Genomic DNA, 26,063 nt, shown 5'->3' on the forward strand with positions numbered 1-26,063 from the left:
CGTGGGGTACTGCGGATTGCGAAGCCGGGCGACGTGACGGGGGTGAGTCTCCTGCCGCAGCTGCGCTACCCCACCGTGACCCAACTTGTGGCGTCCGCACGGGCGTTGGCTGCTCTCAGGCCCGGCCTGTGCGTGCTGCGGCAAGTGGGCGTCTCCCGGGCGGGCAGGCCTCTGCACCTGCTGTCCGTGGGCCGTGCGCCGCGTGCCGTGCTCGTAGTCGCGGGCGCCCACGCCAATGAGCCGACCGGCGGTTCCACGCTTCTCGCGCTCGCCGAACGGGTGCTGTGCGAGCGGGGGTTGCGTGCGGACACGTCCTGGCACTTCCTGTTGTGCGCGGACCCCGACGGGGCGAGCCTGCACGTCACCCCGGCACCGCGCAGCCTCTTCGACTACCACCTCGGGTTCTTCCGGCCGGCGGCCGAGGAACAGCCCGAGTGGTCGCCGTCCGTGCTACCGCCGCACCTGCTGCCGCCCGAGACGCGCGCGCTGACCCGGGTCATCGACGAGCTGCGCCCCTACCTCCAGGCGACCCTGCACGGCACCGATCTGGGCGGCAGCTGGGTCCAGTTGACCAAGGACATACCGGGTCTCGCCGAGCCGTTCGCCAAGTCCGCGGCGCAGCTGCACATCCCGGTGGAGACGGGCGCCTCGGACGCCGCGGGCTGGGCCGCGTCCGGGCCCGGGGTGCATGTGATGCCCTCCCCCGGTGCGGGCGCCGCGTACCCGAGCATGCCGGACGACGCACGCCACAGCACCTGGTACGACACCCACCGGTACGGCGGTCTGACGGCGGTGGTCGAGGTGCCGATGTGGGCGAGCGATCTGGTGGACGACCCGGCTCCGCATCCCGCGCCGGCCGCGGCGATACGACGGCTGGCGCGCCGGCTGCTGCGGGACGCGCTGGAGGTGGAGCGGGTGCTCGCCGAGGCGCTGCCGCGGCTGGAGGGGATCGACGGGCCGCTGCTGCGGGCGGCCCGGTGGGCGCTGGAGCTGGTTCCGGGCCTGGCCACGGACTGGATCCACACACCTCCCGCCGACAACACGATGGCGTACGTCGGCAGTGTGGACGCGTTCGGCCGCCGCCTGCCGCTGCGGGCGGCGGCCATGCTGCTGCGGGTCCTGCAGGAGACCGGCGACCGTGCGGCACCGCGTCTGGAACGGCTCGTGGCGACCTGGAGCGACGCCTTCGCGATGCGCTTCCGCGCCCGCTGGGTGCCGTTGGAGCACCAGGTCGAGCACCAGTCCCGGACGGTCGTCACGGCCGCGCTGTACGCGCGCGACCAGGCGGCGTGAGGGGGCCGAGCGGCCACGTGCGCGAGAGGCGGCCGCGATGCCGGTGTCAGCCGTCCAGTGCGAACACCGACCCCGTGTGTGCGCCCATGAAGCACGAGCTGGAGAACGTCTGGGTGTACTCGATCTTCCGGCCGCTCCACTCCCCGCGCGCGTGGACGGCCACGGGCGCGTAGATCATCGGGCAGTAGAGGTCCTTCGGCGGGATGCGGGAGATGTCGCCGTCGGCCGCGGCCAGCTCCGTGCACGCCTCGGCCGCTCGCGTGTGCCCCTCGGGCGGGTCGCACATCAGCAGGGTGTCATGGGTGTGCTGGGACCGGGCGTCGCCCTTGGTGACCGTGAGATAGAGCCAGTTGCCCGGCGGGAAGTCCTGGGCCGCGGCCTGCGCCGGGGCCGCGCCCGCGACGAGGAGGGCGGCCGCCAGCAGACCGCCCCGTACCGCTTTCGCTGTGGTGCTGATCGTCATTCCAGATGCATCGGCACGGCGGCCTGGGAACCCCACCCCGACTCACTCGAACGGGAGCACGCGGGCGCGTGCTGCACGGCCAGCTCGAAGGCGGCGAGCACCACGCTCGACTGGTACTCCACCTGACGCGCGATCGGTATCCAGCGTGCCCCGATGCCGTCGCGGTAGTCGGCGCACCACTGCTCGACGAGGCGGTCCAGGTCCGGCAGCACGCCGGCCGGGTCGCGGCCGGCGCTCGTCACGAGCTGGTGCAGCAGCCCCGCCGTCCGCAGCGCCAGCCGCCGTCCGGCGATGCGCAGGGCGGCCAGGTGGGCGGTGCTGAGCGGCGGGAGCGGGCGTATCCCGTCGGCGATGTCGGGGTCCCAGGTGTCGGCGAGCCCGGGGCAGACCAGTAAATAGTCGTCCACGGGCGCGAGCAGGGCGGCCGCGTCCGGCGTGCCCGCGAGGTGGGGCCTCAGTCGCGCGAGGAGCACCTCGAGGAGCCGTGTGTCGTCGCGCAGTGTGTGACTGACGGTGCGCAGCACGGCGGCCGCGTCGGCGGGCGGGGAGCCGTCCTCCACGGCCGCCACGCCCCACATGGGCGCCTCCACGACCGCCGTCACCGTGCCGTGCCGGTACGGGTGGAACCAGGTCGACTCGACGGCGGCCTCGGTGATGGCCGCGGCCAGGTCGCCGATGCGGGGCGGCGGGATGCGGTAGACGGCGGGGCCCAGACTCGGCCAGTACAGGGTGTCGTACGGGCCTAATTCACGCGGAATGCCGAGCCGGGCGGCGGTGTGGGCGACGCGCCCGGCGAGGCCCGGCAGGTCGTGGGTGAGCTCGACGAAGCCGCCTCCGACGTCGACGCCGTGCAGGGAGCACTGCAGGAAGGGCCGCAGTTCGTCCTGGAGGTCGAGCAGGGTGCGGGTCTCCGGCAGCGCGGCGCCCGCCGCGCCGTCGGGCAGCCACTCGGGCTGTTCGAGGAAGCCGGGCCTGAAGAAGTTCCGGAAGTACCGGCCGAGGGTGTACGGGCCCGTCAGCCAGCCCTCGTTGCGGCGCAGACCGTCGGGGTCGAGGGAGAGCAGCAGGTTCAGGGTGGCGTCGGCGCCCTCGGTGAACCGCGGGTCGGCGACGGCCCGTTCGGCGAGGCGCAGCACGGTGGCGCCGCCGACGGGTTCGTTGGCGTGCGGTCCGGCGACGACGAGGGCCTGGCGGCTGCCGTGACCGACGGAAAGCAGCCACATGGGGGTGCCCGCGCGCGAGGTGCCGACGCGGCGCAGGCGGGCGTCACGGGGACGCCTGGCGACGAGTGCTGCCGCCCGCGCGCCGAGTTCGTCGACGGTCGGGTAGCGGAGGAGGGGCGGCAGGGCACACCTCCACAATGTGGTGCCGTCGGTTCACCTGATGTACATGGCGTACGCACAGTCAGTCACGACTTGAGGGGTACGTCAACACCGCGGAGGGGAAAGCGATTTGGGCCATCACAGCACGTCAACGCCGTGTCATGCTCAGGCCAAAGCTAAGGCGTGACTCAGTCAGGTCTCAGTCGACAGCGAGCCGGAACGACATCCGTCCGAAGCCGATCTGATCGCCCTCGCGCACGACGGCGGCACCGATGACCCGCCGCCCGTTCACCGTCGTGCCGTTGGTCGAGCCGAGGTCGCGCAGCACCCACATGCCGCCCTGACGGCTGAGTTCGGCGTGCACGCGGGACACGGTTTCATGGGTGAGGCGCAGGCCGTTGGCCGGATCGCGTCCGATGCGCAGGGGGTGACCGCCCGCCGGGTGCGGCAGCAGCAGCTTGGGGAGACGCTCGGCCTGCCAGGCCCTGCGCAGCCGTACGGTGAACCCGGAGACAGCCTCCACGGTGCCGAACACCGCGCGCGAGAAACGGCCTTCCTGGGGAAGGTCGGCGGTGAGCGCGGCGAGTTCGTCGGAGCGGCGGGCGGAGAGAGCCAGCTCCATCCGGCGGATGAACGTGTCGTGCGAAAGCCGTCCCATGGCGACGCCGTCACGCAGCACCTTCAGCGCCTTGTCGCGCTCCACGTCGGAGAGCCGCGCCGGGTACGTGTTGAACTCGAATGACGACGTCACGTTCGTGATTGTCGGTCAGCGAACTCCGGGTGTCCAGAAAACGAGAAAAGGGTCGCCACGCGTGCGTGCCCGACGACACCTGCCGCAAAAGGGAAGATTCAAAAGCGGATTGATCTCGTTTGAAGCACCATGGACGGGCTACATCACGGTGAGCAGACGAAGGGGACCGTCCGTGCAGTTCGAGGTGTGGGCACCGCAGGCCGACCGTGTGACGCTCCAGTGCGAGGACGCCACGCGCGCGTTGGAGCGCGATCCGGAGCGGGAGGGCTGGTGGCGGGCAGAGGCCGAGGCGCGGGACGGCTCGCGGTACGGGTTCGCGGTGGACGACGGTCCCGTGCGGCCCGACCCGCGTTCGCGCCGGCAGCCGGACGGCCCGGACGGGCTGAGCGCGGTCGTCGACCACGAGCGGTACGCGTGGCGCACGGAATGGGCCGGACGTCCGCTGCCCGGGGCGGTGCTGTACGAGCTGCATGTGGGCACGTACACGCGTGAGGGCACCCTGGACGCGGCCGCCGAGCGGCTCGGACATCTCGTCGAACTGGGCGTCACACACGTCGAGTTGATGCCGCTGTGCCCCTTCCCGGGGCGGCACGGCTGGGGGTACGAGGGCGTCTCGCTGTGGGCCGTGCACGAGCCCTACGGCGGCCCCGAGGCGCTGAAACGGTTCGTCGACCGGGCGCACGAACTCGGCCTGGGTGTGGTCCTGGACGTCGTGCACAACCACCTCGGCCCCTCGGGCAACTATCTGCCCGTGTTCGGCCCGTACTTCACGGACACGCATCACACACCCTGGGGCTCCGCCGTCAACCTGGACGCTCCCGGCTCGGACGAGGTCCGGGCCTATCTGGTGGGCAGCACGCTGGCCTGGCTGCGTGACTACCGGATCGACGGGCTGCGCCTGGACGCGGTGCACGCGCTGGCGGACACGCGCGCGTGCCACTTCCTGGAGGAGCTGTCGACGGCCGTGGACACCCTCGCCGCCGACCTGGACCGGCCGCTGTTCCTGATCGCCGAGTCCGACCTGAACGACCCGCGGCTGATCACTGCCCGCGAGGAGGGCGGCCTCGGCCTGCACGCGCAGTGGAACGACGACTTCCACCACGCCCTGCACACCGCGCTGACCGGCGAGTCCCAGGGCTACTACGGCGACTTCGCGCGCGCTTCCTTCGCCGCCCTCGCCAAGACGCTCACCGGCGGCTACTTCCACGACGGCACGTACTCGAGCTTCCGCGGCCGCCACCACGGGCGCCCCCTGGACCGTACGCGCGTGGCGGCGCACCGGCTCCTCGGCTACGCGCAGACGCACGACCAGGTGGGCAACCGCGCCCTGGGCGACCGGCTCTCGGCGTCCCTCTCCCCCGGTCTGCTCGCCTGCGCGGCCACGCTCACGCTGACGGCGCCCTTCACGCCGATGCTGTTCATGGGCGAGGAGTGGGCGGCCGGTACGCCCTGGCAGTTCTTCACCGACCACACCGATCCGGAGCTCGCCGAGGCCGTACGGCGGGGCAGGCGGCGGGAGTTCACGCCGCACGGCTGGGCCGAGGAGGACGTACCGGATCCGCAGGACCCGGCGACCCGCGACCGCTCCTGCCTCGACTGGACAGAGCCCGAGAGCGAGCCCCACGCGCGCGTGCTGGACTGGTACCGCAGACTCATCGCACTCCGGCACGAGCAGGCCGACCTGACCGATCCCGACCTCGCCGACATCAAGGTGGCGTACGACGAGCGGGAACGCTGGCTCGCCTTCCGCCGCGGCGACGTCAGGGTGGTCGTGAACCTCGCCAAGGAGCCGGCGGCGATCCCCCTGGGCCCCCGCCACGCGCGCGTGCTCGCCGCGTGGGAGCCCGTCGAGGCGCCGGGGGCGGACGGGATGCTGCATGTGCCCGGGGAGTCGGGCGTGGTCCTGCTGCAGGAATGAACGGCTTCTAGAGCCAATGCCGTTGCGTTAGCTTGCGGGCGTACGCTGAAGTTCAGTGGTCCCGGGGGTGGTTCGGGTGGCTGCAAGCGTCTCTGAGTTATCGGGTTTAGGCCTGCTGACCTGGGTCTATCCGCCAGGTCTGGTGGATCGGGTGGTGGCTGCCTGTGGTCGTGTGGAGCAACGCAAGCGCCTGCTCCCGGCCCGGCTGGTGGTGTATTTCGTGCTGGGGCTGGCCCTGTTCTCGCCCGCTCCGTATCTGGACGTGATGCGGCATCTGGTCGAGGGACTGCGCGGCCTGCGCCTGCTGGGCACCTGGCATGTCCCGGCGAAGTCGTCGCTGTTTCGGGCCCGGCAGCGGCTGGGCCCGGAACCACTGCGGGTGCTGTTCACCACGACCGCGAAACCGATGGGCACCGAAGCCACCCCGGGCGCCTTCTGGCGCGGACTGCGGCTGCTGGCGGTGGACGGGACCTGCTGGGACGTCGCCGACAGCCCGGCCAATGAGGCTGCCTTCGCACGCCCCGGAAACACCCGCGGCCACGACAAAAGCGCCTTTCCCCAGGTGCGGATGGCCTGCCTGGTGGAGGTCGGCACGCACCTCGTACTGGACGCCGAACTCGCCGGCTGCCGCACCGGGGAAGTGACCTTGGTGAGCCGTCTGCCCCGTTCCTGCGGCCCCGGGCAACTGGTCCTGGCCGACCGCGAGTTCCTCGGTGTGCCGTTGTGGCGGTCCTTCACCGCCACCGGCGCTCAGCTGCTGTGGCGGGTGCCCGCCAACCGGGTCCTGCCTGTCGAGCGGCAGTTGCGGGACGGGTCCTGGCTTTCGCGCATCCACGCCCACACCGATCCGGCCCACACCGACCCGGTCACCGTGCGGGTAATGGCCTACCGGCTGAACGGCACCGGCCATGCTGCCGAGGGCTACCGGCTGGTGACCAGCCTGCTCGACGCCCGCCGCTATCCCGCCCGCCAGCTGGCCGCGCTCTACCAGGAGCGCTGGGAAGTAGAGAGCGTCTTCGCCGAGATCAAGACCCATCAACGCGGAGCCCACGTCGTCCTCAGCAGCAAAACCCCCGACGGCGCCCTGCAGCAGATCTGGGCACACCTGCTGGTCCACCACGCCCTGCGCGAACTGATGGTGAGAACGGCCGCGACCCGGGGCCTGGACCCCGACCGAATTTCCTTCACCGAAACTCTGCGCTCCGCCCGACGCAGTGTGACCGTCACGCCGGGCAGTTTTTCCCCCTGACCTCCTGGTCAGAACGCTCGTCCTGCTCCAGCACGACCTACTCGAACGACTCCTGCCGGCCAGACGCCTGCGCAGCCAGCCCCGCGTCATCAAACGCAAGATGTCCAACTACCGGCTCAAACGGGCCGAACACCACACCTGGCCCCAACCCACCCGAACCGGCACCCGAGCAATCACCATTCAACGACCCCAACCGGCAAACCCGTAACGCAACGGCATTGCTTCTAGAGCTCGTCCGCGTCGCCGTCCCGGAACTCCGTCACCCGCTCCAGGAGGATCGCCTCCCAGGCGCGTCGGAGTTGGATCCTGACCAGGGGCAGGGCGCCCGTGTCGCGGCCCTGGATGCGGTCGGCGAGGTGGACGACGGTGTCGCAGCGGGCCAGCCAGAGGCCGCGGAGGCAGGGGCGGGCGCCGTAGCCGGCGAGGGTCGCGGCACGGACGGCGGCCGGTGAGCCGACGGCGACGGCCAGTCCGGCGATGTCCTCGGCGGGGTCGCCCACGGCCGCGTCCGTCCAGTCGAGGATGCCGCGCACCCGGCCGTCGGCGCTGACCACGAGGTGCTCGCCCTTCAGGCCGTGGTGGACGAGGACCGCGGTGCCGGGCTGGGCGGCCAGCTGGACGGCGGCAGGACCGGTGAGCTGGTGCAGGCGGACCGGGTCGAACTCGTCGGCCGCGGCAAGTCGTTCGGCGGCGTGCTCGGCGGCCCGGCGCAGGCCCTCCAGGGAGCGCGGGGCGGTGCGCGGGACGCCGAGGGTCTCGGCCTGCCGTGCGGGCACCTCACGCAGTCCGGTGAGCAGCCCCGCGAGATCGGCCTCGCCGACGGCGGACACGTCGTGCTCCTCCGCCGTACCGCCGGGCAGTTTGGTGTCGAGCGTGTACGTCAGCCCGGGTGCCCACTCCCCGTGCGCCACGCTCGTCGGCACCGCGACCGGCAGGTGCGGGCGTACGAGGTCGCGCAGGCGCAGTTCGCGGCGCAGACGGACGGCGGCCTCGCGGTCGGGGGCGAGGCGCAGCACATGGCGGGCGCCGACCCACCAGGTCGAGTGCTCGCCGCCCTCGGCGACGGGCCGCACCTCGGGCCCGGCGGTGGTGGTCGCGCCGTCCTTGAGCAGGGAACTGACCAGTCGGCGGACGGTGTCCGCGGTGGGTGTCGGTGCCTGGGTCATGTTCGCGCCGTTGTCACTCGGGGGTGTGCTTGGGGCTCCTGGTGGTGGCTCAGTCCACCATGACCATCTCGCGGGTCGTGTCGTTGAGGCGGCGGCCGCCGTCCTCGGTGACGGTGACGATGTCCTCGATGCGCACGCCGAAGCGGCCGGGCAGATAGACGCCGGGCTCCACGGAGAAACACATGCCGGGCACCAGGGGCTGCCGCTCACCCTCGATCATGTACGGCGGCTCGTGCGTGGTGACGCCGATGCCGTGCCCGGTGCGGTGGATGAAGTACTCGCCGTACCCGGCGTCGGCGATCACCGCGCGGGCGGCCCGGTCGACCTCCTGGCAGGCGACACCGGGCTTGACCGCCCTGAAACCCGCCTCCTGGGCCTCGCGCACCAGGTCGTGGACCCGGCGTTCCTCGTCGGTGGGTTCGCCGACGTGGACCGTGCGGGAGGTGTCGGAGCCGTAGCCGTCCTTGAGTCCGCCGAAGTCGAGGACGACCATGTCGCCGTGTTCGATGACCCGCTCGCCCACCTCGTGGTGCGGGTTGGCGCCGTTCGGGCCGGAGGCGACGATGGTGAAGTCGACCTGGGAGTGGCCGAACCGGCGCAGCAGATCGGCGAGGTCGGCACCGACCTCGGACTCCCCGCGACCGGCGAAGGGAACCTTCCGGATCTCCTCGAACGCCGCGTCCGCAGCCGCGCCCGCGGCCGCCATCAGTTCCAGTTCCGCCTTGTCCTTGACGGCGCGGAGCATCGGCAGGGCGTCGGTGAGGGAGGCGTAGGTGGTGTCGGGCAGTGCTCTTTGCAGTCCGAGCAGGTGCATCGCCCAGGCGTTGTCGCTGATGCCGAAGCGGCCGGTGCTGGCGAGGAGCGCGGCGGTCGCGGCGTAGGGGTCCTTGCCGTCGGTCCAGTCGCGCAGGGCCAGGGCGGGCGCGCCGGCGGCCTGTGCGGCGTCCGGCGCCTCCAGCGTGGGGACGACCAGCACGGGGGCGCGTCCCTGGGCGAGGACCAGGAGGGTGAGCCGTTCGGTGGTCGCGGTGGGCGCGTAGCCGGTCAGCCAGACCAGGTCCGGCCCCGGTGCCACCAGGAGCCCGGCGAGACCTGCGTCGGCGGCTTCCCGCGCGGCGCGGTCCATGCGGGCCCGGTAGTCGTCGGCGGTGAAGGGCGCGCGCGTGCTGCCGGTCATCCGGGCCTCCCGGGGCAGGTGAAGGGACCACAAGGGACTACGGGCAGCATCCTGCCCGGACAGAGAGGGCCGCGCGACCGGTCTACGGGTCTTTCGGGCTGTTCGTCGGCCATGCCGTCCACGTCGTCAGCTCTCCAGGGCGAGGCGGACACCGAGGAGCAGCAGCACGCCCCCGGAGACCTGCTCCAGGCGCCGGCGCACCCCGGAGCGGGACAGAACCGCCCGCATCCGGCCGACGAACCACACGTACAGGCCGTAGTAGCCGACCTCGTAGAGCGCCCAGAGCGCGGCGAGGCCGACCATGGTGGGCAGGTGCGGGGCGCCCTCCGGCACGAACTGCGGCAGGAAGGACATGGCGAAGATCGCCGCCTTGGGGTTGGCCAGGTTGAGCAGCAGCCCGCCGCGGTAGGCGGCCCAGCCGCTCTTCTCGGCGCCCTCCCAGCCTTCCGTGGCCTCCTTGCCGCGCCGCGCCTGCCGGAGCGTCTGGATGCCGAAGCCGACGAGGACGACCGCCCCGACGATCCGCATCACGTCGTACGCCACCTCGGAGGCCGCCAGCAGCGCGGTCAGGCCGAGCGCGGCGACGAGGCCCCAGACGAAGACGCCGGTCTCGTTCCCGAGCACGGTGAGGAAGCCGGAGCGTCTGCTGCGCAGCGACTGCTTGATGATCAGCACCGTGCTGGGGCCGGGCGAGGCGGCGATCAGGGTGCAGGCGCCGAGGAAGGCGAGGAGGGTGCTCAGCATGGGGGTCATCGTGGCCCACGCCGCGGAGGCGGGCCAGTGATTTCCCACCGCGCCGACGAGTGCCCTTGTGCCGGTGGTCAGGTCACGAAGCCGGGCACCGCCGTCAACTGCTGGTAGCCGCCGCTTCGGTGACGGACCGTCAGAGTCACCTCGACACCGGGGCGGGCGTGGGCGACAGCGCGTGCGAGGTCGGCGGCCGAGCCGATACGGGCCTGGCCGAACGCCAGGAGCACGTCGCCGCGGACCAGGCCCGCCGTGTAGCCCGGGCCGGGGACGTGGACGCCGACGAGCAGGGCGCCGGCCTTCTCGGCGTCGACGGCCTCCAGGCCGAGCGTCGCGGCGGGGGGTGCCGGGGACGGGGGCGCGGTCGAGGCCGGGGTCGTGGGCGGCGTCGAGGGACTGGGGTGCGCCGTGGCCGCGGGGTCGCCCGGGGTCTGCGTCCGGCGTTGCAGGTCGGCGAGTTTGCTCATGCCGATCACCGTGGCGCCGACCGTGCCGAGACCGACCCCGGACAGCACCAGGACGGCCGCGACGAACAGGCCGAACAGCAGGGCCCTGAGCCGTCGGCCACGACGCCGCGCGGCGTGCGGGCGCCGGGCGGCGGGCTTGGTGCCGCCGCCGGGCTTCCGGCCGGGCATCGGCTTGGGACGCAACGCAGTCTGTTCCATGGATCGCCTCCGGCTGGAGCTCTACCCGGAGCCCCGGCCCACGACGAGCCACGAACGAGTGAGACTGACCCATGGTCAAGGGCGGGAAGCCATGGACCCCTTGAGGAGGAACGGGAGGTCACCCGGGTGCGCCCAGCACCTCCGCCAGCGTCGCCGCCGCCCCGCCGAGTGGGCCCGCGTACACCAGTTCCGTCCGGTGCACGACGCGCGGGTGCGTGAGGGGAACGGCCACCGCGCCCGGCACACCCGTCGCCGCCGAGTCGGGCAGCAGGGTCAGGCCGTGGCCCGCGGCGGCGAGGGCGGTCAGGGTGCGCACGTCGGTGCCCTCGTAGCGCAGGGAAGGACGGAAGCCGTGGCCGCCGTTCGCGGCGCGGAGGTGGGACAGCGGCAGGCCTGCGTCGGGGGCGTCCAGCCAGCGGGCGTCGGCGAGGTCGCCGAGGCGCAGGCCGGGGCGGCGGGCCAGTGGATGCGTGGCGGGCAGCAGGACACGTACGAGCTCCTCCCCCACGCCGCGCGTGGTCAGCGGCGCAACGTCGGGCAGCCGCAGCGGGTCGCTGAGGGCGGCCAGGCCGTCGACCAGGCCGAGGTCCGCCGCGCCGGTGGCCACGGCGGCCGGTACCTCCTCGCGGGGCAGCACCCGCAGGGTCACGCCCGCGGCCGGGAGTGCGGCGACGGCACGCGGGGTGAGCGCGGTGGGGGCCGCGGCGAGCGTCAGGCCGGGTGCGGGCGCGGCGGCCATCCGTACGACGTCCGCGCGGGCCGCGTCCAGGCGCAGCAACAGCGGACCCACGTGTTCGAGGAGCCGGTCGCCCGCCGCGGTGGGCGCGACGGGGCGGCGGGTGAGGAGCGGCGCGCCGAGGTCCTGCTCGAGCGCAGCGATGTGCTGGGACACCGCCGACTGGGTGTATCCGAGCTCACGTGCGGCCTCGGAGAAGGAGGCGAGGCGGGCGACGGTCGCGTACGTGCGCAGGAGGTGCGGGTCCATGCACACCAGGGTCTCATTAGGCATGCTTATCGGGGATGCAGAAATCATCGTTGGACGTGATCCTCCGGTCGCACCCACGATGAGTCCATGACGAACACCGCAGCCCGGACCGCCCGTATCGCCCTGGTCGGCGACCGCTCGCCCAACGTCGTGTCCCACACCCGCATCCCGCTCCTGCTCAACGCCCTCGCCGAACGCGACCGGATCGTCCTGGACGCCTACTGGATCCCGTCCGAGGACGCCGGGGACGAGGACGCCGTACATGGCTTCGACGCCGTGTGGGTGGTGCCCGGCAGCCCGTACCGCAGCGAGGCCGGCGTGCTCGCCGCGATCCGTACCGCGCGCACGGAGGGCATTCCGTTCCTCGGCACCTGTGCCGGCTTCCAGCACGCGCTGCTGGAGTACGCCCGTGACGTCTGCGGGCTCAGGCACGTGGCGCACGCCGAGAGCGACCCCGATGCCGACGATCCGCTCATCGAGCCGCTGGCCTGCTCCCTCGTGGGTCACGAGGCCACGGTCCACGTCGAGCCGGGCTCCCTCGCCCAGTCCGTGCTCGGTTCGGAGCGCACGGTCGAGCGGTACTTCTGCGCCTACGGCCCCTCCCGCCACCTCGACACCCTGCGCGCGCACGGCATCCGCTTCTCCGGGCACGACGAGGACGGCCACGTCCGGATCGCCGAACTCCCCGGCCACCCCTTCTTCCTGGCCTCGCTCTTCCAGCCGGAGCTGGCCGGCGACGGCTCGCACCCGCACCCGATGGTCCGGGCGCTGGCGCGAGCCGCGGTGAAGCACTCCGAGCAGGCTCAGGATCAGCCCGTGTGACCCTTCCCGTCGGCGCCGTGCGCCCCGGTTCAGTGGGCGGACACGACGGCGGGTCGATCCGGCAGGAAGCCGTGCGTGCGGCGCGCCAGGTAGGCGGGCTTGTAACGGTCCACCGCGCGGTGCCAGTTGAGGATGCCCGCCATCCAGTTCTGGAGGTCCGCCACATGGCCCCGCATGACCTCGCGCGCCTCGGCCGATAGGTCGAAGTCGTCGTAGACGACGGGTAGTTCGTGCGCGGCGACGTGTTCGAACTGCTGCATGCGCTGGGTCATCAGGTCGTGGACGACCGAGAGTGCGGTCGGGTAGTCGATGCCGAAGAAGTTCTGCACGACGAGGATCGCGTTGTGGATCTCGCCCTCGTACTCGATCTCCTTCTGGTACGAGAAGACGTCGTTGACGAGGCACGCGTAGTCGACGGCGGCGTTCTCCAGGGAGCGGACCGGGCCGCTGCGGTAGACCTCGGGCGGGACGGCGGGGCCGTGGCCCATCCGGCACAGGCTCATGGTGAGGTCGGCGCCGAAGGTGGAGCGGCGCATCTCCAGGTAGTCGACCGGGTCGGGGATGCGGTTCTGGAGATGGTTGGACAGCTCCCACACCCAGCTCTCGGTCATCACGTTCACCGAGTCCTTGACGGTGCGCCGTTGGTCGGGAGTCATCTCCGCCGTCGTGCGCGCCCACAGGTCGATCAGGCCGCGTTCCATGCCGTTGGCCGGGACGAGGACGGCCTCCTCGGCGTCGACGGGCATGCAGTCCGACAGGCGCTGTGTGGTCAGCCGGGCGGCGGCCAGGTCGCGGCGGTGGCCGAAGACGAGCGGGTAGTAGTCGTCCCCGTACGTGCCCCAGGCGAGCCACCGCGAGCTGAGGTCGAGGGCCTCGGGGGTCGCGTCGGGGTCCAGGCCCGCCGAGCACAGCGGAAGGTCGCCCGCGGCGAGTTTGTCCTCGTCCCAGACGCCCTCCTGGAGCATGCCCATGGCGTGCATCCAGGTGGTGAGACGGTGGCGGGCGCCCTCCAGGTGCGGGCTCAGCTCGACCTGGAAGGGCATGTGGAACTCGGGGAGCCGGGACGGGCCGACCTTCTGGAACGGCACGTGCGTGTACGCGCGCAGGCGCTCGGCGCCGGCCGCCGCGAGCAGGGCGCCGACGTCGGCGGCGGAGGTTCCGGGACCGGTCAGGCCGTGCCACGGATTCGTGGACTGCGCGCGGGCGTTCATGTACCGGCTGGAGCGCATGTGCCATTCGTGGCCGCCGGACTGCCAGTCCTGCAGGCCCTGCGTGTACTTGGCGACGGCGACGACCCCGTCCGGGGCGAGGCCCTTCTCCAGGGCCAGTGCGGGCACTTCGGTCAGGGCGGTGTGCTCGAACTGGTGGAGGCGGGCGGTGAGAACGTCGTTGACGGTGTCGGCGGCCTCCTGGGTGGTGCAGCCGAAGAAGGTCTCCAGGACGAGCACGCCGTTGCTGAGCTCGCCCTCGTCCTCGACCTCGCGCTGGTAGGAGAACAGGTCGTTGCGCAGATGGACGGCGTCGGAGAACGTCTCCATCAGCACCCTCAGAGGCCTCGACTCCGCGACGGCGGCGGGGACTTCGGCGGTCGCGTACTCCACGAGCCCCGCCGACCAGGGCGCGCCGCCCACCTTGCGGCGCATCTCGATGTACTCGAGGGGGTTGGCGATCCGCCCCTCGTTGATGTTGGACAGCTCCCACAGGGACTCGTTGAGGAGGTGCTCGGTGGCCACGGCGAAGCGGCGGCGCCAGTCCACCGACATCGACGGCACCGTGCGTGCCCACAGGTCGGCGAGTCCGGCCTCGACCGGGTTCCGCGGCTCCGGTACGGGAGTTGAGAGGTCCAGGGGCATGAACAAGGGCAGCCGGTCCAGATAGGCCTTGCCGCCGACACGGTCCTGGGTGCGCTTGAAGGTCTCCAGGAAGTGGTCGTCGAAGAAGAAGACCCACACGTACCAGTCGGTGATCAGCGAGAGGGCGGGGCCGTCGCAGTCCGGGTGGGTGTAGGCGCAGAGCAGACCGTAGTCGTGCGCGTCGAGGTCGGACTGCTCCCAGACCCCGGACCCCTCCAGCATGCCCATCTCGCGGGCCCACTCGGTCGAATGGGTCCGCGCCTCGTCGACATGTGGGTTCAGCCGCGCGGGATACGGCATGTAGAAGTGCGGGAGTTCGAAGGGCTGCTGCGTCATGGCCGGGCCCTACCCGTGGTCCTCCGGGGCCATCCGCCGGCCCGGACATGATCACACCATCGCGTGAATCAGGGGTGAATCCGGGAGTTCTGACGGGCTCTTGTGACGTTCACCTCTACGCGCGCAGACTACCGAAGTTCACGTTCCCTCCCGCACCGGAGTCCCGATGGACCACGACCCCAGAGCCTTCTCCCGATCCTTCTCCCGCCGCACCGCGCTCGCCTCGCTCGCCGGGGCCGCGCTGGCCGGCACCGCCGCCCTTCCCGCGGCCGCGGCCGACCGCCATGGCCGCACGGTGCGCTTCGCCACCTTCAACGCCTCGCTGAACCGCGGCACTCAGGGCGCCCTGGTCACCGACCTGTCCACCCCGGACAACGCCCAGGCGCGGAACGTCGCGGAGACCATCCAGCGCGTGAACCCGGACGTGCTGCTGATCAACGAGTTCGACTACGACGAGCACGGCACGGCGGTCCGGCTGTTCCTGCGCAACTACCTGGCGGTGGGGCACAACGGCTCCCGGCCGATCCACTTCCCGTACCACTTCACCGGCCCGGTGAACACGGGCGTCGCCTCCGGTGTGGACCTCGACGGCAAGAACGGCGCGGTGACGACGCCCGGTTCGGACGCGTACGGGCAGGACGCCTTCGGGTACGGCTTCTTCCCCGGGCAGTACGGCATGGTGGTGCTCTCCAAGTACCCGATCGACACGCGCGCGGTGCGTTCCTTCCAGCACTTCCTGTGGAAGGACATGCCGGGCCACGTGATGCCGCCGGGCTACTACAGCGACGAGGCCCGCGCGATCTTCCGGCTGTCCTCCAAGAGCCACTGGGACGTGCCCGTCCGCATCGGCCGCTCCGCGGCGGACACGGTGCACTTCCTGGTGTCGCACCCGACGCCGCCCACCTTCGACGGCACCGAGGACCGCAACGGCCGACGCAACCACGACGAGATCCGGCTCTGGGCCGACTACATCGGCGGGCGCCACCGCAGCTCCTATCTGTACGACGACAAGGGGGTGCGCGGCGGACTGCGGTCCGGGGCGCGGTTCGTGATCGCGGGCGACCAGAACGCGGATCCGCTCGACGGCGACAGCTACGACCACGCCATCCGGCAGTTGCTGGACCACCCCGAGATCTGCCTGCCGGCCACCCCGCCGGCCAGCGCGGGCGGCGTCGAGGCGGCGCGGCTGCAGGGCGGCGCGAACGTCGGCCAGACGGGCAACCCCGCCTACGACACGGGCGACTTCAGCGACACCGCGCCGGGCAACCTGCGGGTCGACCACATCCTCCCGTCGAAGGGGCTGACCCCGGGCGCGAACGGTGTGTTCTGGCCGACGTCGAACGATCCGCTGTACCGCCTCGTCGGCGACGGCACGACCGTGGTGACCTCGGACCACCGGATGGTGTGGCAGGAGGTGCGCGTGCACTGACCGGAGGCTGTGGCTGTACTGCCAAGTACGGGTGAAGGCAAGAGCGTTCCGGTGGCGGACGACGATCCGAGGGCCCTAGGCTCGGGCGCCACATGGAAGCCGACCGGCCGTAACGGCCCGGGGGAGGTAGGCCGTCATGACCGAGACACCGCTGCGCGCGGAACTGCTGCTCACCCACGACGTGTCCGCGGAGCTGGAGCGCGAACTGACGTCGGGGTTCCGTGAGCTGGGTGCGCCGGCGGTCCGCGTCCGGCGGACCGTCGACCACCGCGGCCCGGCCGAACTCCAGTGGCTGGTCCTGGCGTCGCTGCCCCTGCAGGCCTTCCTCAGCGGGCTGGGAGGCGAGGCCGTCAAGGACGGCTACCGGGCGTTCAAGGACCTCGTGGGGCGCCTGACGCAGCACGGGGCGCCGCCGGTGCAGGCGCCCCGGCCGCTGGTGCTCCAGGACGAGCGCAGCGGGCTGCGGATCGTCCTGGAGGCGGACCTCCCGCAGGGTGCGTACGAGCAGTTGGCGGTGCTCGATCTGAGCCGGTTCGCTGTCGGACCTCTCCACTACGACCGTGCGCACGGCAGGTGGCGGTCCGAGTTGGACGAGGCGGCGGGCTGAGGCGCGGCGACGAGGTGGCGTACGACGACGTGCACCACGGATCGGGGGCTGGGAGCCTGATGCGGCCCAGTGAACTGGACCGGGCCCGACGGCACTGCGAGGAGGGCGAAGCCCTCCTGGCCTCCGGGGACCTGGCGGGAGCGGGACGAGCCTTCCGGGCGGTGCTGGCGGGGGTCGGACCGCTGGAGGACGGCACTGCGGAGGCGGGCGGCGGGCCCACGGAGGATGCCGGCGACGGTGCGGTGACGGCTGACGGTACGACAACCGGTGCCGGTGCGGACGCGAGTGACAGTGCGACAGGTGACGTGGTCGCCGTCGCGGCGGACGGCGCATCGCATCCCGACGGTGCCACGCATGGTCCCGACTCCGACCCCGGCCCCGATGCCTCGCCCGACCGGCTGGCCGCCCGGGCGCATGTCGGGCTGGGGCGGCTGTTGCTCGACGCGGGGGAACCGGGGCGGGCCGAGAAGGAGTTCCGGCGGGCCGCGCGGTTGCGTCCGGTGGACCGGGACCCGCTGTACTGGCTGGGCTGCTCCGCCGCCCACCAGGCCGCACATCACCAAGGTGCTTACGAACTGGCCGAGTTGAGGTTCACGGAGGTCGTGGAGCGGTGGGCGGGGGACGGGCCGGGGCTCGTCCAGCGCGCCTACGTCCGCGTACGGCTCGGGCGCCCCGCGGACGCGCTCGCCGACTTACGGTCCGCGGAGCGCGCCGGTGCCCTGGACGCGGAGGCCCGCTGGGTGCTGGCCGCTTTGTCGGGCGCCACCGCGCGTGATGTCGCCCGGCGGCTGGGCGCGGCCGCGCGGTCCGCCATGGGGCGCGGCGGGGCCACCGGGCCGGAGGGTCGCTCGCGGGCGGCCGGGGACTGGAGCCGAGCCGTTGCCCTGCTCGACCGGGCGCGTCAACTCGACCCGGGTGAGCGCGAGTTCGCACTCCCCCATGCGGTCGCCCTGTGCCTGAGCGGGCGCCGCGAGGACGGCCTCGCGGTACTCGCCAACGCATCACGCTCCGCCCCCACCGACCGCCACCTCGCCCACACCATGGCGGTGATGGCCTGGCACGCGCTCACACCGACGGGGGGCACGGGTGGGGCAGCGGGTACGGGCACGGGCGGGGCAGTCGGAGCAGGCAGTACGGGCGACGCAAGCAGTGCGACCACACCGGGCGGGAGGCCCAGCGGAGGCAGGGCGCACGGAACGGCCGAGGTCGGCGTCAGGCCCGGCGCGGGCGCCACGGGCAACGCAAGCAATCCGACCACGCCAGGCGGCAGCCCTGGCGGAGCCGACGCGAACGGGACGGCCGGGGTCGGCGGCTCGGTCGGCACGAGCGGCGCAGCCGAGTTCGACCGTACGGCCGACCTGCCCGGCACAGGCAGCGCGAGCGGTGTGCACGAGGCGGGCCGGACGGCCGACGCGAGCGGTACGCCCGGCGGACGCGATGCCTACGGCAACGGCGGCACGGCCGGGTCCGACCATACGGTCGGCGCACCCGGCGCAGATGCCACAAATAGCGCGTCCCAACCAGACCACAGGCCCGGCGAAGCCGACACCACCAGCACGGCGGGATCCAGCCTCACGGCCGGCACAAGCGACGCGGCCCAGCCCGGCCACACGACAGGCGCGCCCGGCGCGAGCGCCACACACAGCGCAACCCAACCAGACAGTGCACCCAACGCAGTTGGCACCGCCACCGCAGCTCGGCAGAGTCGGCCCGCCGAACCCGGCGCCACAGGCGACACGACTGGCGGCTCGGCCGGGTTCGGCTTCACCGGCGGTGGCGTAGGTGTAGGCAGCGCAAGCCGTGGAACCGACGCGGGGCGGGCTGGCGGTGGTGGGTTCGGTGACGGTGGTGAGGGCGTGGCCCGTGGCTGGGCGCGGTGTGTCGCGCTGTGGGGTGGGCTGTTGCACGACGCCGGCTTCTGGGAGCGGCGGCGGGTCGAGGCGGCGGAGCGGTACGGAGTGGCCGTCGACGAGAAGGCTCTCGCCACGCTCCGTGCCGATGTGCAGTCCGGGCTCGAGGGCCTGATGCCCGAGAACGACGCCGGCGACCAGGTCTCTCCCGAGGCGCTGCTGCACCGCGAGATCGAGGCGGCGCGACTGCTGGCGGAGGCCGGAGGGCTGCCGCTCGCGACCAGTTCCGTGCCCCTGGTCTGCGGGCCTCTGCGGATCGTGGAGCTGGGCAGGGAACCGGAGTTGGGCGCGTTCGTCGGGGCGGCCGGCGACGCGGCACCGGCCCTGCGCCAGGCCTTCTCCCACCTCGGTTTCGGCCAGGCCCTGCTCCGCCTCGACCGTCCCGCGGACGCGCTCGCCGCCCTGTCGGGCCTGCGCTGCCCGAGTTGCCGCGCGCGCGGGGGGAGCAAGCAGCCCACGGGTGAGCAGGCGAACGGCTCCTCCGCCCACGACCAGGCACCGGGCCACTCCGCCGAGCCCGGGCCGACCCGCGCCGGGTCCTCCCGGCCACGTCGTGACCGTGCCGCGGTCTGCGACCGGGACTGTGTCCACTTCGACGCCCGTAACCCCGCGTACGCCGGACAGGGTGACAAGCACAACCTGCTGATGCGGGACGGGCGGGCGCTCGCGCTGGCGGCGCGGCTCGCGCAGGGGCGGGCCGCCCTGACGCCCGCCGGTCCCGATGTCCGTAGAGCCGCGGCGAGTTGGCAGAAGGCTCTCGTGCACGCCCGGGCCATCGGGCAGGGCGCGGAGGTCGAGGGGATCGTGGCCGACACGGCGCTCGGTGCGGCCAAGGCCTTGCACCGGGCCGGTGACATCGACGCCGCGGGGGCAACGCTTGAGGCCGCCTACGCACAGCTCGGTGAGGGCCAACACGACCGCCTGAAGGGGCAGTTGGCGCGGGTCCTGACCGACCGTGGCATCGCGCAGGCCAACCGTGACATGGACCGGCTGGAGGGCCCGGCCGCCGATCTGCGCCGCGCGGTCGAGCTCAACCCTCATCTGCATCGGGCCCAGGCCAACCTGGGCGTCGTCCTGCGCATCCTCGGGGCACGGATGCGGTGGTCGGGAAGCCTCGTGGGGTCCAGGAACAGGCTGCAGGAGGCGCTGGACCGCGTCACGGCCGCGTTGGCGCACTTTCCCGGGGATCCTGAGCTCTCTCAGCTACGAGATCTGGTGGAAGCCGATCTCGCCCTGGTTCACTCGGAGTTGGAACAGGGGCGGATCGGGGGACTGCCGGAGTGATGGAGTACGAGGAACTGCGTTTCCGGGTGCGCCCGGTCGGCCCGCAACGTCATGTGCTGACGGTGAGCGGAGCCGGCGGTGCCGCCGAGGTACTGGCGGTGGGCGACCGGCCCGAGGCGTACCGCGAGCGCCTGGAGCAGCTGATCGAGGCCGAGCTCGGCCTCGCGCCCCTGGGAGACCAGGATCCCGCGTCCCGGCTGCGTGACCTGGGCCGGGACGTCTTCGGTCTGCTGCTGGCCCAGCGGGCCGCAACGTGCCTGAGCACGGCGCACGCGCAGGTGCGGCGCATGCAGCCCGCGCGCGGGCTGCGGCTGCGCTTCGACCTGCCGCCGGCGCTGCGTTCGCTGCCGCTGGAGGCGCTGTGCGCGCCCGCCGCCGAACCCGGGCAGGCGACGGCGCTGCACGACAGTCTGTCGCTGGTGCGGTCGCTGCCCGGCGGGCCGATCGGCAGACGGCTGCCCGAGCCGGAGGACGCGCCGAGCAAGATCCGCCTCCTGGTCGTGCACGCCTCGCCCGAAAGCGAGGTACTACCGGTGGGCGAGAGTGAAGTCGCCTATCTGTTACGGGAGTTGCCGCAGGTCGCGGTGGAGACGACATTGGTGCGGTCGGCCACCCGCGAGCGTCTGGAGACCGCGCTGGGCGAGCGCTCGGACCTGCCCACGGCCGTCCTGCTGATCGCCCACGGTTCGTACGACACCGAGCTCGGCAAGGGCATGGTGCACCTCGAGACACCGGACGGCGGCATCGACCACGTGCCCGCCGACCTGCTCAGCGGCATGCTGCTGCGGGCGCCCCGGCTGCGCCTGGCGGTGCTCAACCTCTGTTCGGGGGCGGACAGTTCGCACACGGAGCCGTTGTCGGGGCTCGCCCAGGCGCTGATCGGGGGCGGGGTGCCGGCCGTGGTGGCGATGCACGGGCGGGTGAGCGACCGGTCGGCGGGGCTGTTCGGGCCCGCGCTGCTGAAGAAGATCGCGGCCAACCAGACGATCGACGAGGCGATGGCGTATGCCCGCCGCGCCATCTCCTACCAGTCCGGGCACACCACCACCGAGTGGGCGACCCCGGCGCTGTTCCTGCACGAGGAGTGCCGGCACGGCTGGCTGTTCAAGGTGCGCGGGGTGCGCGACGGCGAGCACGCCGCGCACGATCCGCTGCGGGAGGGCGCCGAGGCGCTCAAGGCCTTCAACAACCCGATCGGGGACGTCAATTCGGGTCAGCTGATCGAGGCGGCCCGCTTCCAGCGGCTGTGCAGGGAATGGGAGGACGTGCGCAGCATCCTCGCCACCGACACCCAGCTGTTCCGCAAGGAGCAGGAACTGCTGCGGGAGGAGTCCGCGTACGAGCTGGCCTGGGCGAAGGTGCAGGTCCTGTGCGAGCTGCTCGCCGCGGAGGAGACGTCGGCGGCGCAGAACGCGCTGCTCGGTGTCCGGGCCGCGCTGCCGCACGGCGAGCGGGCCTGGGTGCCCGTCCTGGACAAGGAGGTGCTGGACCTCTCCCGGCTCACCGGGCTGCTGAAGCAGGCGCACGCGGCCGAAGGGGAGGCGGACTGGGCCGGGGCCCTCGCGCTGTGCGAGCAGGTTCTCACCGAGCGGCCCGCCGGGTTCGGCGACACCGTACGGCTGCGCGACGCCGCCGCCGAGGAACTGACGCTGGCCGACGCCTGCGCAAGCGCGGACGCGGCGTGCGCCGCGGGCGACTGGGCCCTCGCGTCCACCGCCTACGGTCGGGCCCTCGGCCTGCGGCGCGACCACGGTCCGGCGCTGGCGGGCACGGCGTACGTGCACGGCCGTACCGCAGAGGGGGCCGGCGACTGGCCCACCGCGGCGGACGCCTACGGCCGCTGCCCGCAGCTGCACGACGCGGCGGCCCGCGCGGCCTACAGTCGAGGCCGGGCAGCCGCCGGGGCCGGCGACTGGAGGACGGCCCACAGCGCGTTCGAGGACGCCACCACGCGGTACGCAAGCACTGGCGCGACGCCTCCGGACGTACGGCAGGACGTGCCGGCCGGCCACACGAACGGACACCCGCGGCCCCCGCGCCCCCACTCCCCCGGCCTCCCGTGCTGGCTCGCCTACGCCGCCGCGCGCGTCGCCGAGGGGCAGGAGCGGTGGGAGGAGGCGGCCGAGCGGTTCTCCGCGGCCGACGGCTTCGACGACGCCGGTCTGCGGGCCCTGTACGCCCGTGGCCGCGCGGCCGCCAAGGCGGGTGCCTGGCCCGAGGCACTGGCGTCGATGCAGGCGGCCGCCGAGCTGAGCGTGCCGACCGATGAGGCGGCTCCCGAAGCGCTGCACGCCCCGGCGGCGGGTGGTGTCGCCGTCGCTGATCCGGAGCCCCAAGTCGCGGATTCTGCAGTCGCGTTGGCGGGCGACCTGCCCGATCCCGGGTCCTGGCTGCCGGAGTTGCGGGAGCGGGTGCGCGAAGGTGCGGGCGTCGCCGCGGAGTCGGGTGACTGGGCGCGGGCACTGGAGTGCCTGCAGCTGCTGCCGGACACGTACGAGGACACGCTGTCGCAGCGCCGGTTCGCCGAGGGCCGGGTGGCGGAGGCGGACGGGGAGTGGACCGCGGCAGCCGAGGCGTACGCCGACGCCCTGCACCCCGACGCTCCCGCCCGGCGGCAGTACGCCCTCGGCCGGGCCTCGGCGCTGTGCGAGGCGTGGGACGCGGCCCAGGAGCACTTCGCCGACGTGCCGGACCGTATCCACGACTTCCCGGAGCCGTCCGCCGCGCTGCGGCTGTACGCGCAGGGCCGGGCCGCCGCCGCGCGCGGCGACTGGAAGGCCGTCGTGGAGGACTTCGGGGGGCTGCCGGACAGCCACGCGGAGGGCGACGTCGGCCACCGGCGCAAGTACGCGCGCGCCCGGGTCGCCGAACAGCAGGACGCGGCCAGGCCGGACACCTGGACCTCGGTGCTCGGCCACCTGGACGACGTACCGGACGAGGCCCTGGACGGGGCGGTGGGGCTGCTTCGCCGCAAGGCGACGGGGCTGCACGCGCTGAGCCTGGCCGAACTGGAGCGGGCCCGGGGCCTGTTCGAGCCGTTCGCCGAGGACGACGAGGAGTTCGCGCTGCTGCACGGCTATGTCCTGGCGCGGCTGCACGAGCGCGACGGGGTGTGGGAGGAGGCCCTCGCCGCCTACCGGGAGCTCGCGGAGAGCCACGCCGACGTGGCGCCGCGCACCCGGTACGCCGAGGCGCGGGTCGCGGAGGCGGTCGCCGGGAGCGCCGAGCAGTGGCGTGCCGTCCGGGAGGCGTACACGAAGCTGGCCGACGCCTTCGCCGACGACGGCGGTTTCGCGGACACCACGGTGCGCGCCCAGTACGCGCGTGCCCGGCTCGCCGAGGCCGAGGGCGACTGGGAGGAGGCGTGCCGCAGCGCGGACGCGCTCCGCTCGCACGCCGACGCGCCCCGGGTGGCCGCCTATGCGCGGGGCCGGCTGACGGAGGCCCGGCGGGACTGGCACCGGGCCGTGGACGCCTTCCGCGCGAGCGGGCCGTACCGGGACGCCGAGGCGCGACTCGCCCACGGCGAAGGCCGGCTGCTGGAGGAGCAGGGCCGGTTCGCGGCGGCCGCCGAGGCCTACGAGCGGGCGGCCGGCGAGCACGAGGGGGCCCGGGCGCAGGCGGTGCGCCTGCGCGGGGTGCTGCGCCTGGCCTGGGTCGACGGGGCGATCGGCGAACCGCTGGTGGCGGATCCGTTCGCGCTACGGGACGAGACGTTCCCGTATCTGGCCCTGCGGGACGCGGGTGTGGGCCCCGGCTCGGCGATGGACGTGGTGAACGAGGTGTCGTTCACGCTGATGGAGCGCGAGGACACCAGGTGGACCTGGCCGGAGCGGGTGGCCTGGGACCGGCTGCGGGTGCCCGCGCGGCGGCTGGAGCTGGACGCGCTGCTGTACCGGTGGCACGCCCCGGCCGCGGTCCGCGAGGCAGTGGCGCACCTCGCGCCGGACGACGGGCCCGACCCCCTGGAGGCGCTGTGCGAGCGGTTCCCGAAGGACGCCCCGCTGCTGCTCCTGCTCGCCCGGGGCCGGGACGCGGCCGTGGCGGCCTGGAAGGAGCGGCTGGCGTCCGCGCCGGGCGACATGGCGGTGGTGCACGGGCTGGCCGTGGCCCGGCTGTGGCAGGCGCGGGAGCTGGAGCACAGCGGCGCCTGGGAGCACGCGGTGCGGGCCTGGGAGGAGGCGCTCGCGTACTGGGCCGCGGTGCTGAGCGACGAGGGCTACTGGGACGGCTGGCGCACCGAACGCGCGAGCTGCTACCAGCGGGCCGTGTCGCTCGACGACCTGGCGAGGCTGCGCCGGGACCTCAGCCTGCGTCTGTCCGACCGGCTGGCCGCGGGCGAGGAGACCCACACCGACCAGGACCGGCCCGAACAGGCCGAGGCCTACCGGCGGTTGACGGCGCTGTTCGAGGCGGAGCTCGGCGGGGCGCGGGTCCTCAAGGAGGTCGGCGGGCTGCCGACGGTGCCGGGCACGGCCGTCGCGCTCGCCTGCGGGCCCCAGTACCTGCACATGCTGCGGCTCGAGGTGCCGTTGGCCGAGCGGGTCGCCGAGCTGAGCGCGGCCGCCCAACAGGGCCAGGATCCCGGCGAGTTCGCCGTGCGCAAACTGCGCTGGGCGTTCTCCGCGCTGTCCGGCGCGTACGCGCTCGCCGAGGCACACCGCTTCGAGGAGGGGCTCGCGGCGCTGCCCGTGCTGCCCGCGCTGGCCGGACTTCCCGAGGACTGCGCGGGCCCAGGCGCGGAGCCGGAGACGCACCTCCAGGACTGCGGCCATTGCCAGGGCTTCGTGCGCCGTGACCCGGCCTATCTCCGACTGCCGCGGCGGCACGCCCGGTTCGTGCAGGACGGTGCGGCGCTCGCCGTGCACGCCCGGCTCTCCCTCGCGCAGGGCGCGCTCACCAGCGGCTCCGGCGGGCTGGACCGGGCGCTGGCGCACTGGTCGCAGGCGGTGCGGGCGTCGAAGAGAGCCGGCATGGAAGCACGCACCAACTGGGCGGTCGTACAAATGGTGTTGGGGCGTATCGAGGCGCTGATCGACGCGCTCGCCGAACAGCGGGACGCCGCCCTGGACGAGGCGGTGGCGCTGGCCGAGCAGGTCAAGCCGGTGCTGCAGCCGCTCGCCCGCGATCTGGCGGGCCAGGTGGACGCCCAGCTGTCGCTGGTGCTGTCGATGCGCGGCGTGTGGCGCGCCTCCTCACGCGCGCGGTACGGCCTGCCGCTGGACCTGCCGGCCGCCGAGGCCGACCTGCGGCGGGCCCTGGAGCTGAACCCGGAGTCGGGCCACGCCCGCGGCAACCTCGTCCGGGCCCTGGTGTACACGCTCGACGAGCGCACCGCCGATCCGGTGGAGCAGTTGGGGCTGCTGGAGGAGGCGATCGGCCTGCTGCACACCGGACTTCGGCAGGAGCTGGCGCACAACTACCGGGAGACGCTCCACGAGTCGCTGAACGCATTGGAGCGGCTGGTGGCCGCCCGGATCGGCATCGACGGACTGGCCGAGCTGATGCGGGCGATCTCCCACGAGGAGCCGGGCAACGAGACCGATCTCGGCGCGCTGGCAGGGAACCTGGCGGAGCGTGCGCGGCAGGCGCTGCAACAGGACGGCGACCCGCTGCGGGCCGTGCACCTGCTGATCCGCGCGGCCCGTACCGATCCGTCCTCGGAGCGGATCCGCGGCGTCCTGCTGGACGCGGTTCATCAATGGCGCGACACCCTGCGGGGCCCGGGGCACGAGGAGGACGACGCATGATGATCGAGGATCCGGCCGGCGGCCCGGGCCGGACGCCGCCCTACGCGGCACTGGCCCCGGTGGGCGTCACACCGTGGACGGCACACGAAGAGATGCAGGACGTGTCCTTCGAACTGCAGGCCCGGGGGCTGATGTCGCCCCTCACCCAGCAGGCGTGGAACGACCTGCGCAGCACGCGCCGCCGACTGCTCGCCGACCTGTTCCTGTACGACGTCGGCGACGGGCCCGGCGACGAGGAGGCGCCGGCCGGGACCGAGGATCCGGCGCGGCCCGCCGGACCGCCTCCGGTGTGGGCGGCCCGGCTGCTGGACGATCTGATCCGGTTCGACCGGTGAG

At 73.2% G+C, this 26,063-nt stretch carries 18 protein-coding genes; 9 read left to right on the top strand and 9 right to left on the bottom strand.

Annotated features, from left to right (window positions below):
* Window positions 1-42 precede the first annotated feature (42 nt).
* A complete protein-coding gene (locus tag OG303_RS13400) occupies window positions 43-1,293 on the top strand; it encodes a M14 family zinc carboxypeptidase (RefSeq protein WP_405877245.1) in 1,251 nt (416 codons plus the stop codon).
* A gap of 46 nt (window positions 1,294-1,339) precedes the next feature.
* Here the strand turns inward: OG303_RS13400 and OG303_RS13405 are convergent, their stop codons facing one another.
* The 3 genes from OG303_RS13405 to OG303_RS13415 form a co-directional block, all read right to left on the bottom strand.
* The gene (locus OG303_RS13405) at window positions 1,340-1,756 is read right to left on the bottom strand and encodes an SSI family serine proteinase inhibitor (protein WP_405868168.1); all 417 of its coding nucleotides are present in this window, start codon (window positions 1,754-1,756) and stop codon (window positions 1,340-1,342) included.
* Window positions 1,753-3,117, bottom strand: a complete 1,365-nt coding sequence (locus OG303_RS13410) for a M14 family zinc carboxypeptidase (RefSeq protein WP_405868170.1) — start codon at window positions 3,115-3,117, stop codon at window positions 1,753-1,755. The genes OG303_RS13405 and OG303_RS13410 overlap by 4 nt, the downstream gene beginning before the upstream one ends.
* 160 nt (window positions 3,118-3,277) lie before the next feature.
* Window positions 3,278-3,829 carry an FHA domain-containing protein gene (locus OG303_RS13415; protein ID WP_405868172.1) on the bottom strand — a complete coding sequence of 184 codons (552 nt, stop codon included), beginning with the start codon at window positions 3,827-3,829 and terminating at the stop codon, window positions 3,278-3,280.
* 172 nt (window positions 3,830-4,001) lie between these two features.
* Here OG303_RS13415 and treZ point away from each other — a divergent pair, with 172 nt between their 5' ends.
* Window positions 4,002-5,747 carry a malto-oligosyltrehalose trehalohydrolase gene (treZ, locus tag OG303_RS13420; protein WP_405868174.1) on the top strand — a complete coding sequence of 582 codons (1,746 nt, stop codon included), beginning with the start codon at window positions 4,002-4,004 and terminating at the stop codon, window positions 5,745-5,747.
* 76 nt (window positions 5,748-5,823) lie between these two features.
* Window positions 5,824-6,996, top strand: coding sequence for an IS4 family transposase (locus tag OG303_RS13425; RefSeq protein WP_405868176.1), 1,173 nt, complete (start codon window positions 5,824-5,826; stop codon window positions 6,994-6,996).
* A 224-nt stretch (window positions 6,997-7,220) separates the two neighbouring features.
* Here OG303_RS13425 and OG303_RS13430 read toward each other — a convergent pair whose 3' ends face one another.
* The 5 genes from OG303_RS13430 to OG303_RS13450 form a co-directional block, all read right to left on the bottom strand.
* A complete protein-coding gene (locus OG303_RS13430; RefSeq protein ID WP_405868178.1) occupies window positions 7,221-8,162 on the bottom strand; it encodes an aminoglycoside phosphotransferase family protein in 942 nt (313 codons plus the stop codon).
* A gap of 49 nt (window positions 8,163-8,211) precedes the next feature.
* The gene (locus OG303_RS13435; protein WP_405868180.1) at window positions 8,212-9,339 is read right to left on the bottom strand and encodes a M24 family metallopeptidase; all 1,128 of its coding nucleotides are present in this window, start codon (window positions 9,337-9,339) and stop codon (window positions 8,212-8,214) included.
* 126 nt (window positions 9,340-9,465) lie between these two features.
* Entirely contained in the window at window positions 9,466-10,083 is a 618-nt protein-coding gene (locus tag OG303_RS13440) for a LysE family translocator (protein ID WP_405868182.1), read from the bottom strand.
* Window positions 10,084-10,160: 77 nt separating this feature from the next.
* Window positions 10,161-10,751 (bottom strand): PDZ domain-containing protein, encoded by a 591-nt coding sequence (locus OG303_RS13445; RefSeq protein ID WP_405868184.1) that lies wholly within the window; start codon window positions 10,749-10,751, stop codon window positions 10,161-10,163.
* 118 nt (window positions 10,752-10,869) lie between these two features.
* Window positions 10,870-11,736, bottom strand: a complete 867-nt coding sequence (locus OG303_RS13450) for a LysR family transcriptional regulator (protein WP_405868186.1) — start codon at window positions 11,734-11,736, stop codon at window positions 10,870-10,872.
* Between the two features lie 87 nt (window positions 11,737-11,823).
* On the opposite strand from OG303_RS13450, the gene OG303_RS13455 reads away from it, so the two are divergent.
* Window positions 11,824-12,558: a glutamine amidotransferase-related protein gene (locus OG303_RS13455; RefSeq protein WP_405868188.1), complete on the top strand. Its 735-nt coding sequence runs from the start codon at window positions 11,824-11,826 to the stop codon at window positions 12,556-12,558.
* Window positions 12,559-12,587: 29 nt separating this feature from the next.
* Here OG303_RS13455 and cyc2 read toward each other — a convergent pair whose 3' ends face one another.
* On the bottom strand, window positions 12,588-14,747 hold the full coding sequence (gene cyc2, locus OG303_RS13460) for a germacradienol/geosmin synthase Cyc2 (RefSeq protein WP_405868190.1): 2,160 nt from the start codon (window positions 14,745-14,747) through the stop codon (window positions 12,588-12,590).
* A gap of 166 nt (window positions 14,748-14,913) precedes the next feature.
* Between cyc2 and OG303_RS13465 the strand changes: the two genes are divergently transcribed.
* From OG303_RS13465 to OG303_RS13485, 5 genes are all read left to right on the top strand, one after another.
* A complete protein-coding gene (locus tag OG303_RS13465; RefSeq protein WP_405868192.1) occupies window positions 14,914-16,176 on the top strand; it encodes an endonuclease/exonuclease/phosphatase family protein in 1,263 nt (420 codons plus the stop codon).
* Between the two features lie 136 nt (window positions 16,177-16,312).
* Entirely contained in the window at window positions 16,313-16,783 is a 471-nt protein-coding gene (locus OG303_RS13470; protein WP_405868194.1) for a hypothetical protein, read from the top strand.
* A gap of 59 nt (window positions 16,784-16,842) precedes the next feature.
* Window positions 16,843-19,977: a tetratricopeptide repeat protein gene (locus tag OG303_RS13475; RefSeq protein ID WP_405868196.1), complete on the top strand. Its 3,135-nt coding sequence runs from the start codon at window positions 16,843-16,845 to the stop codon at window positions 19,975-19,977.
* Window positions 19,977-25,727, top strand: coding sequence for a CHAT domain-containing protein (locus tag OG303_RS13480; protein WP_405868198.1), 5,751 nt, complete (start codon window positions 19,977-19,979; stop codon window positions 25,725-25,727). The genes OG303_RS13475 and OG303_RS13480 overlap by 1 nt, the downstream gene beginning before the upstream one ends.
* Window positions 25,724-26,062, top strand: a complete 339-nt coding sequence (locus tag OG303_RS13485; RefSeq protein ID WP_405868200.1) for a hypothetical protein — start codon at window positions 25,724-25,726, stop codon at window positions 26,060-26,062. The genes OG303_RS13480 and OG303_RS13485 overlap by 4 nt, the downstream gene beginning before the upstream one ends.
* Window position 26,063: the final 1 nt, after the last annotated feature.

The sequence above is a fragment of the Streptomyces sp. NBC_00005 genome (genome assembly GCF_045160215.1).
Taxonomy (GTDB): domain Bacteria; phylum Actinomycetota; class Actinomycetes; order Streptomycetales; family Streptomycetaceae; genus Streptomyces.

What these genes read in the sequence shown, in the direction of transcription:
- OG303_RS13435 (WP_405868180.1), bottom strand. Translation starts at nt 9,339, where the DNA reads ATGACCGGCAGCACGCGCGCGCCCTTCACCGCCGACGACTACCGGGCC.
- OG303_RS13465 (WP_405868192.1), top strand. Translation starts at nt 14,914, where the DNA reads ATGGACCACGACCCCAGAGCCTTCTCCCGATCCTTCTCCCGCCGCACC.
- OG303_RS13485 (WP_405868200.1), top strand. Translation starts at nt 25,724, where the DNA reads ATGATGATCGAGGATCCGGCCGGCGGCCCGGGCCGGACGCCGCCCTAC.
- OG303_RS13475 (WP_405868196.1), top strand. Translation starts at nt 16,843, where the DNA reads ATGCGGCCCAGTGAACTGGACCGGGCCCGACGGCACTGCGAGGAGGGC.
- cyc2 (WP_405868190.1), bottom strand. Translation starts at nt 14,747, where the DNA reads ATGACGCAGCAGCCCTTCGAACTCCCGCACTTCTACATGCCGTATCCC.
- OG303_RS13455 (WP_405868188.1), top strand. Translation starts at nt 11,824, where the DNA reads ATGACGAACACCGCAGCCCGGACCGCCCGTATCGCCCTGGTCGGCGAC.
- OG303_RS13450 (WP_405868186.1), bottom strand. Translation starts at nt 11,736, where the DNA reads ATGGACCCGCACCTCCTGCGCACGTACGCGACCGTCGCCCGCCTCGCC.
- OG303_RS13480 (WP_405868198.1), top strand. Translation starts at nt 19,977, where the DNA reads ATGGAGTACGAGGAACTGCGTTTCCGGGTGCGCCCGGTCGGCCCGCAA.
- OG303_RS13405 (WP_405868168.1), bottom strand. Translation starts at nt 1,756, where the DNA reads ATGACGATCAGCACCACAGCGAAAGCGGTACGGGGCGGTCTGCTGGCG.
- OG303_RS13430 (WP_405868178.1), bottom strand. Translation starts at nt 8,162, where the DNA reads ATGACCCAGGCACCGACACCCACCGCGGACACCGTCCGCCGACTGGTC.
- OG303_RS13445 (WP_405868184.1), bottom strand. Translation starts at nt 10,751, where the DNA reads ATGGAACAGACTGCGTTGCGTCCCAAGCCGATGCCCGGCCGGAAGCCC.
- OG303_RS13440 (WP_405868182.1), bottom strand. Translation starts at nt 10,083, where the DNA reads ATGCTGAGCACCCTCCTCGCCTTCCTCGGCGCCTGCACCCTGATCGCC.
- OG303_RS13470 (WP_405868194.1), top strand. Translation starts at nt 16,313, where the DNA reads ATGACCGAGACACCGCTGCGCGCGGAACTGCTGCTCACCCACGACGTG.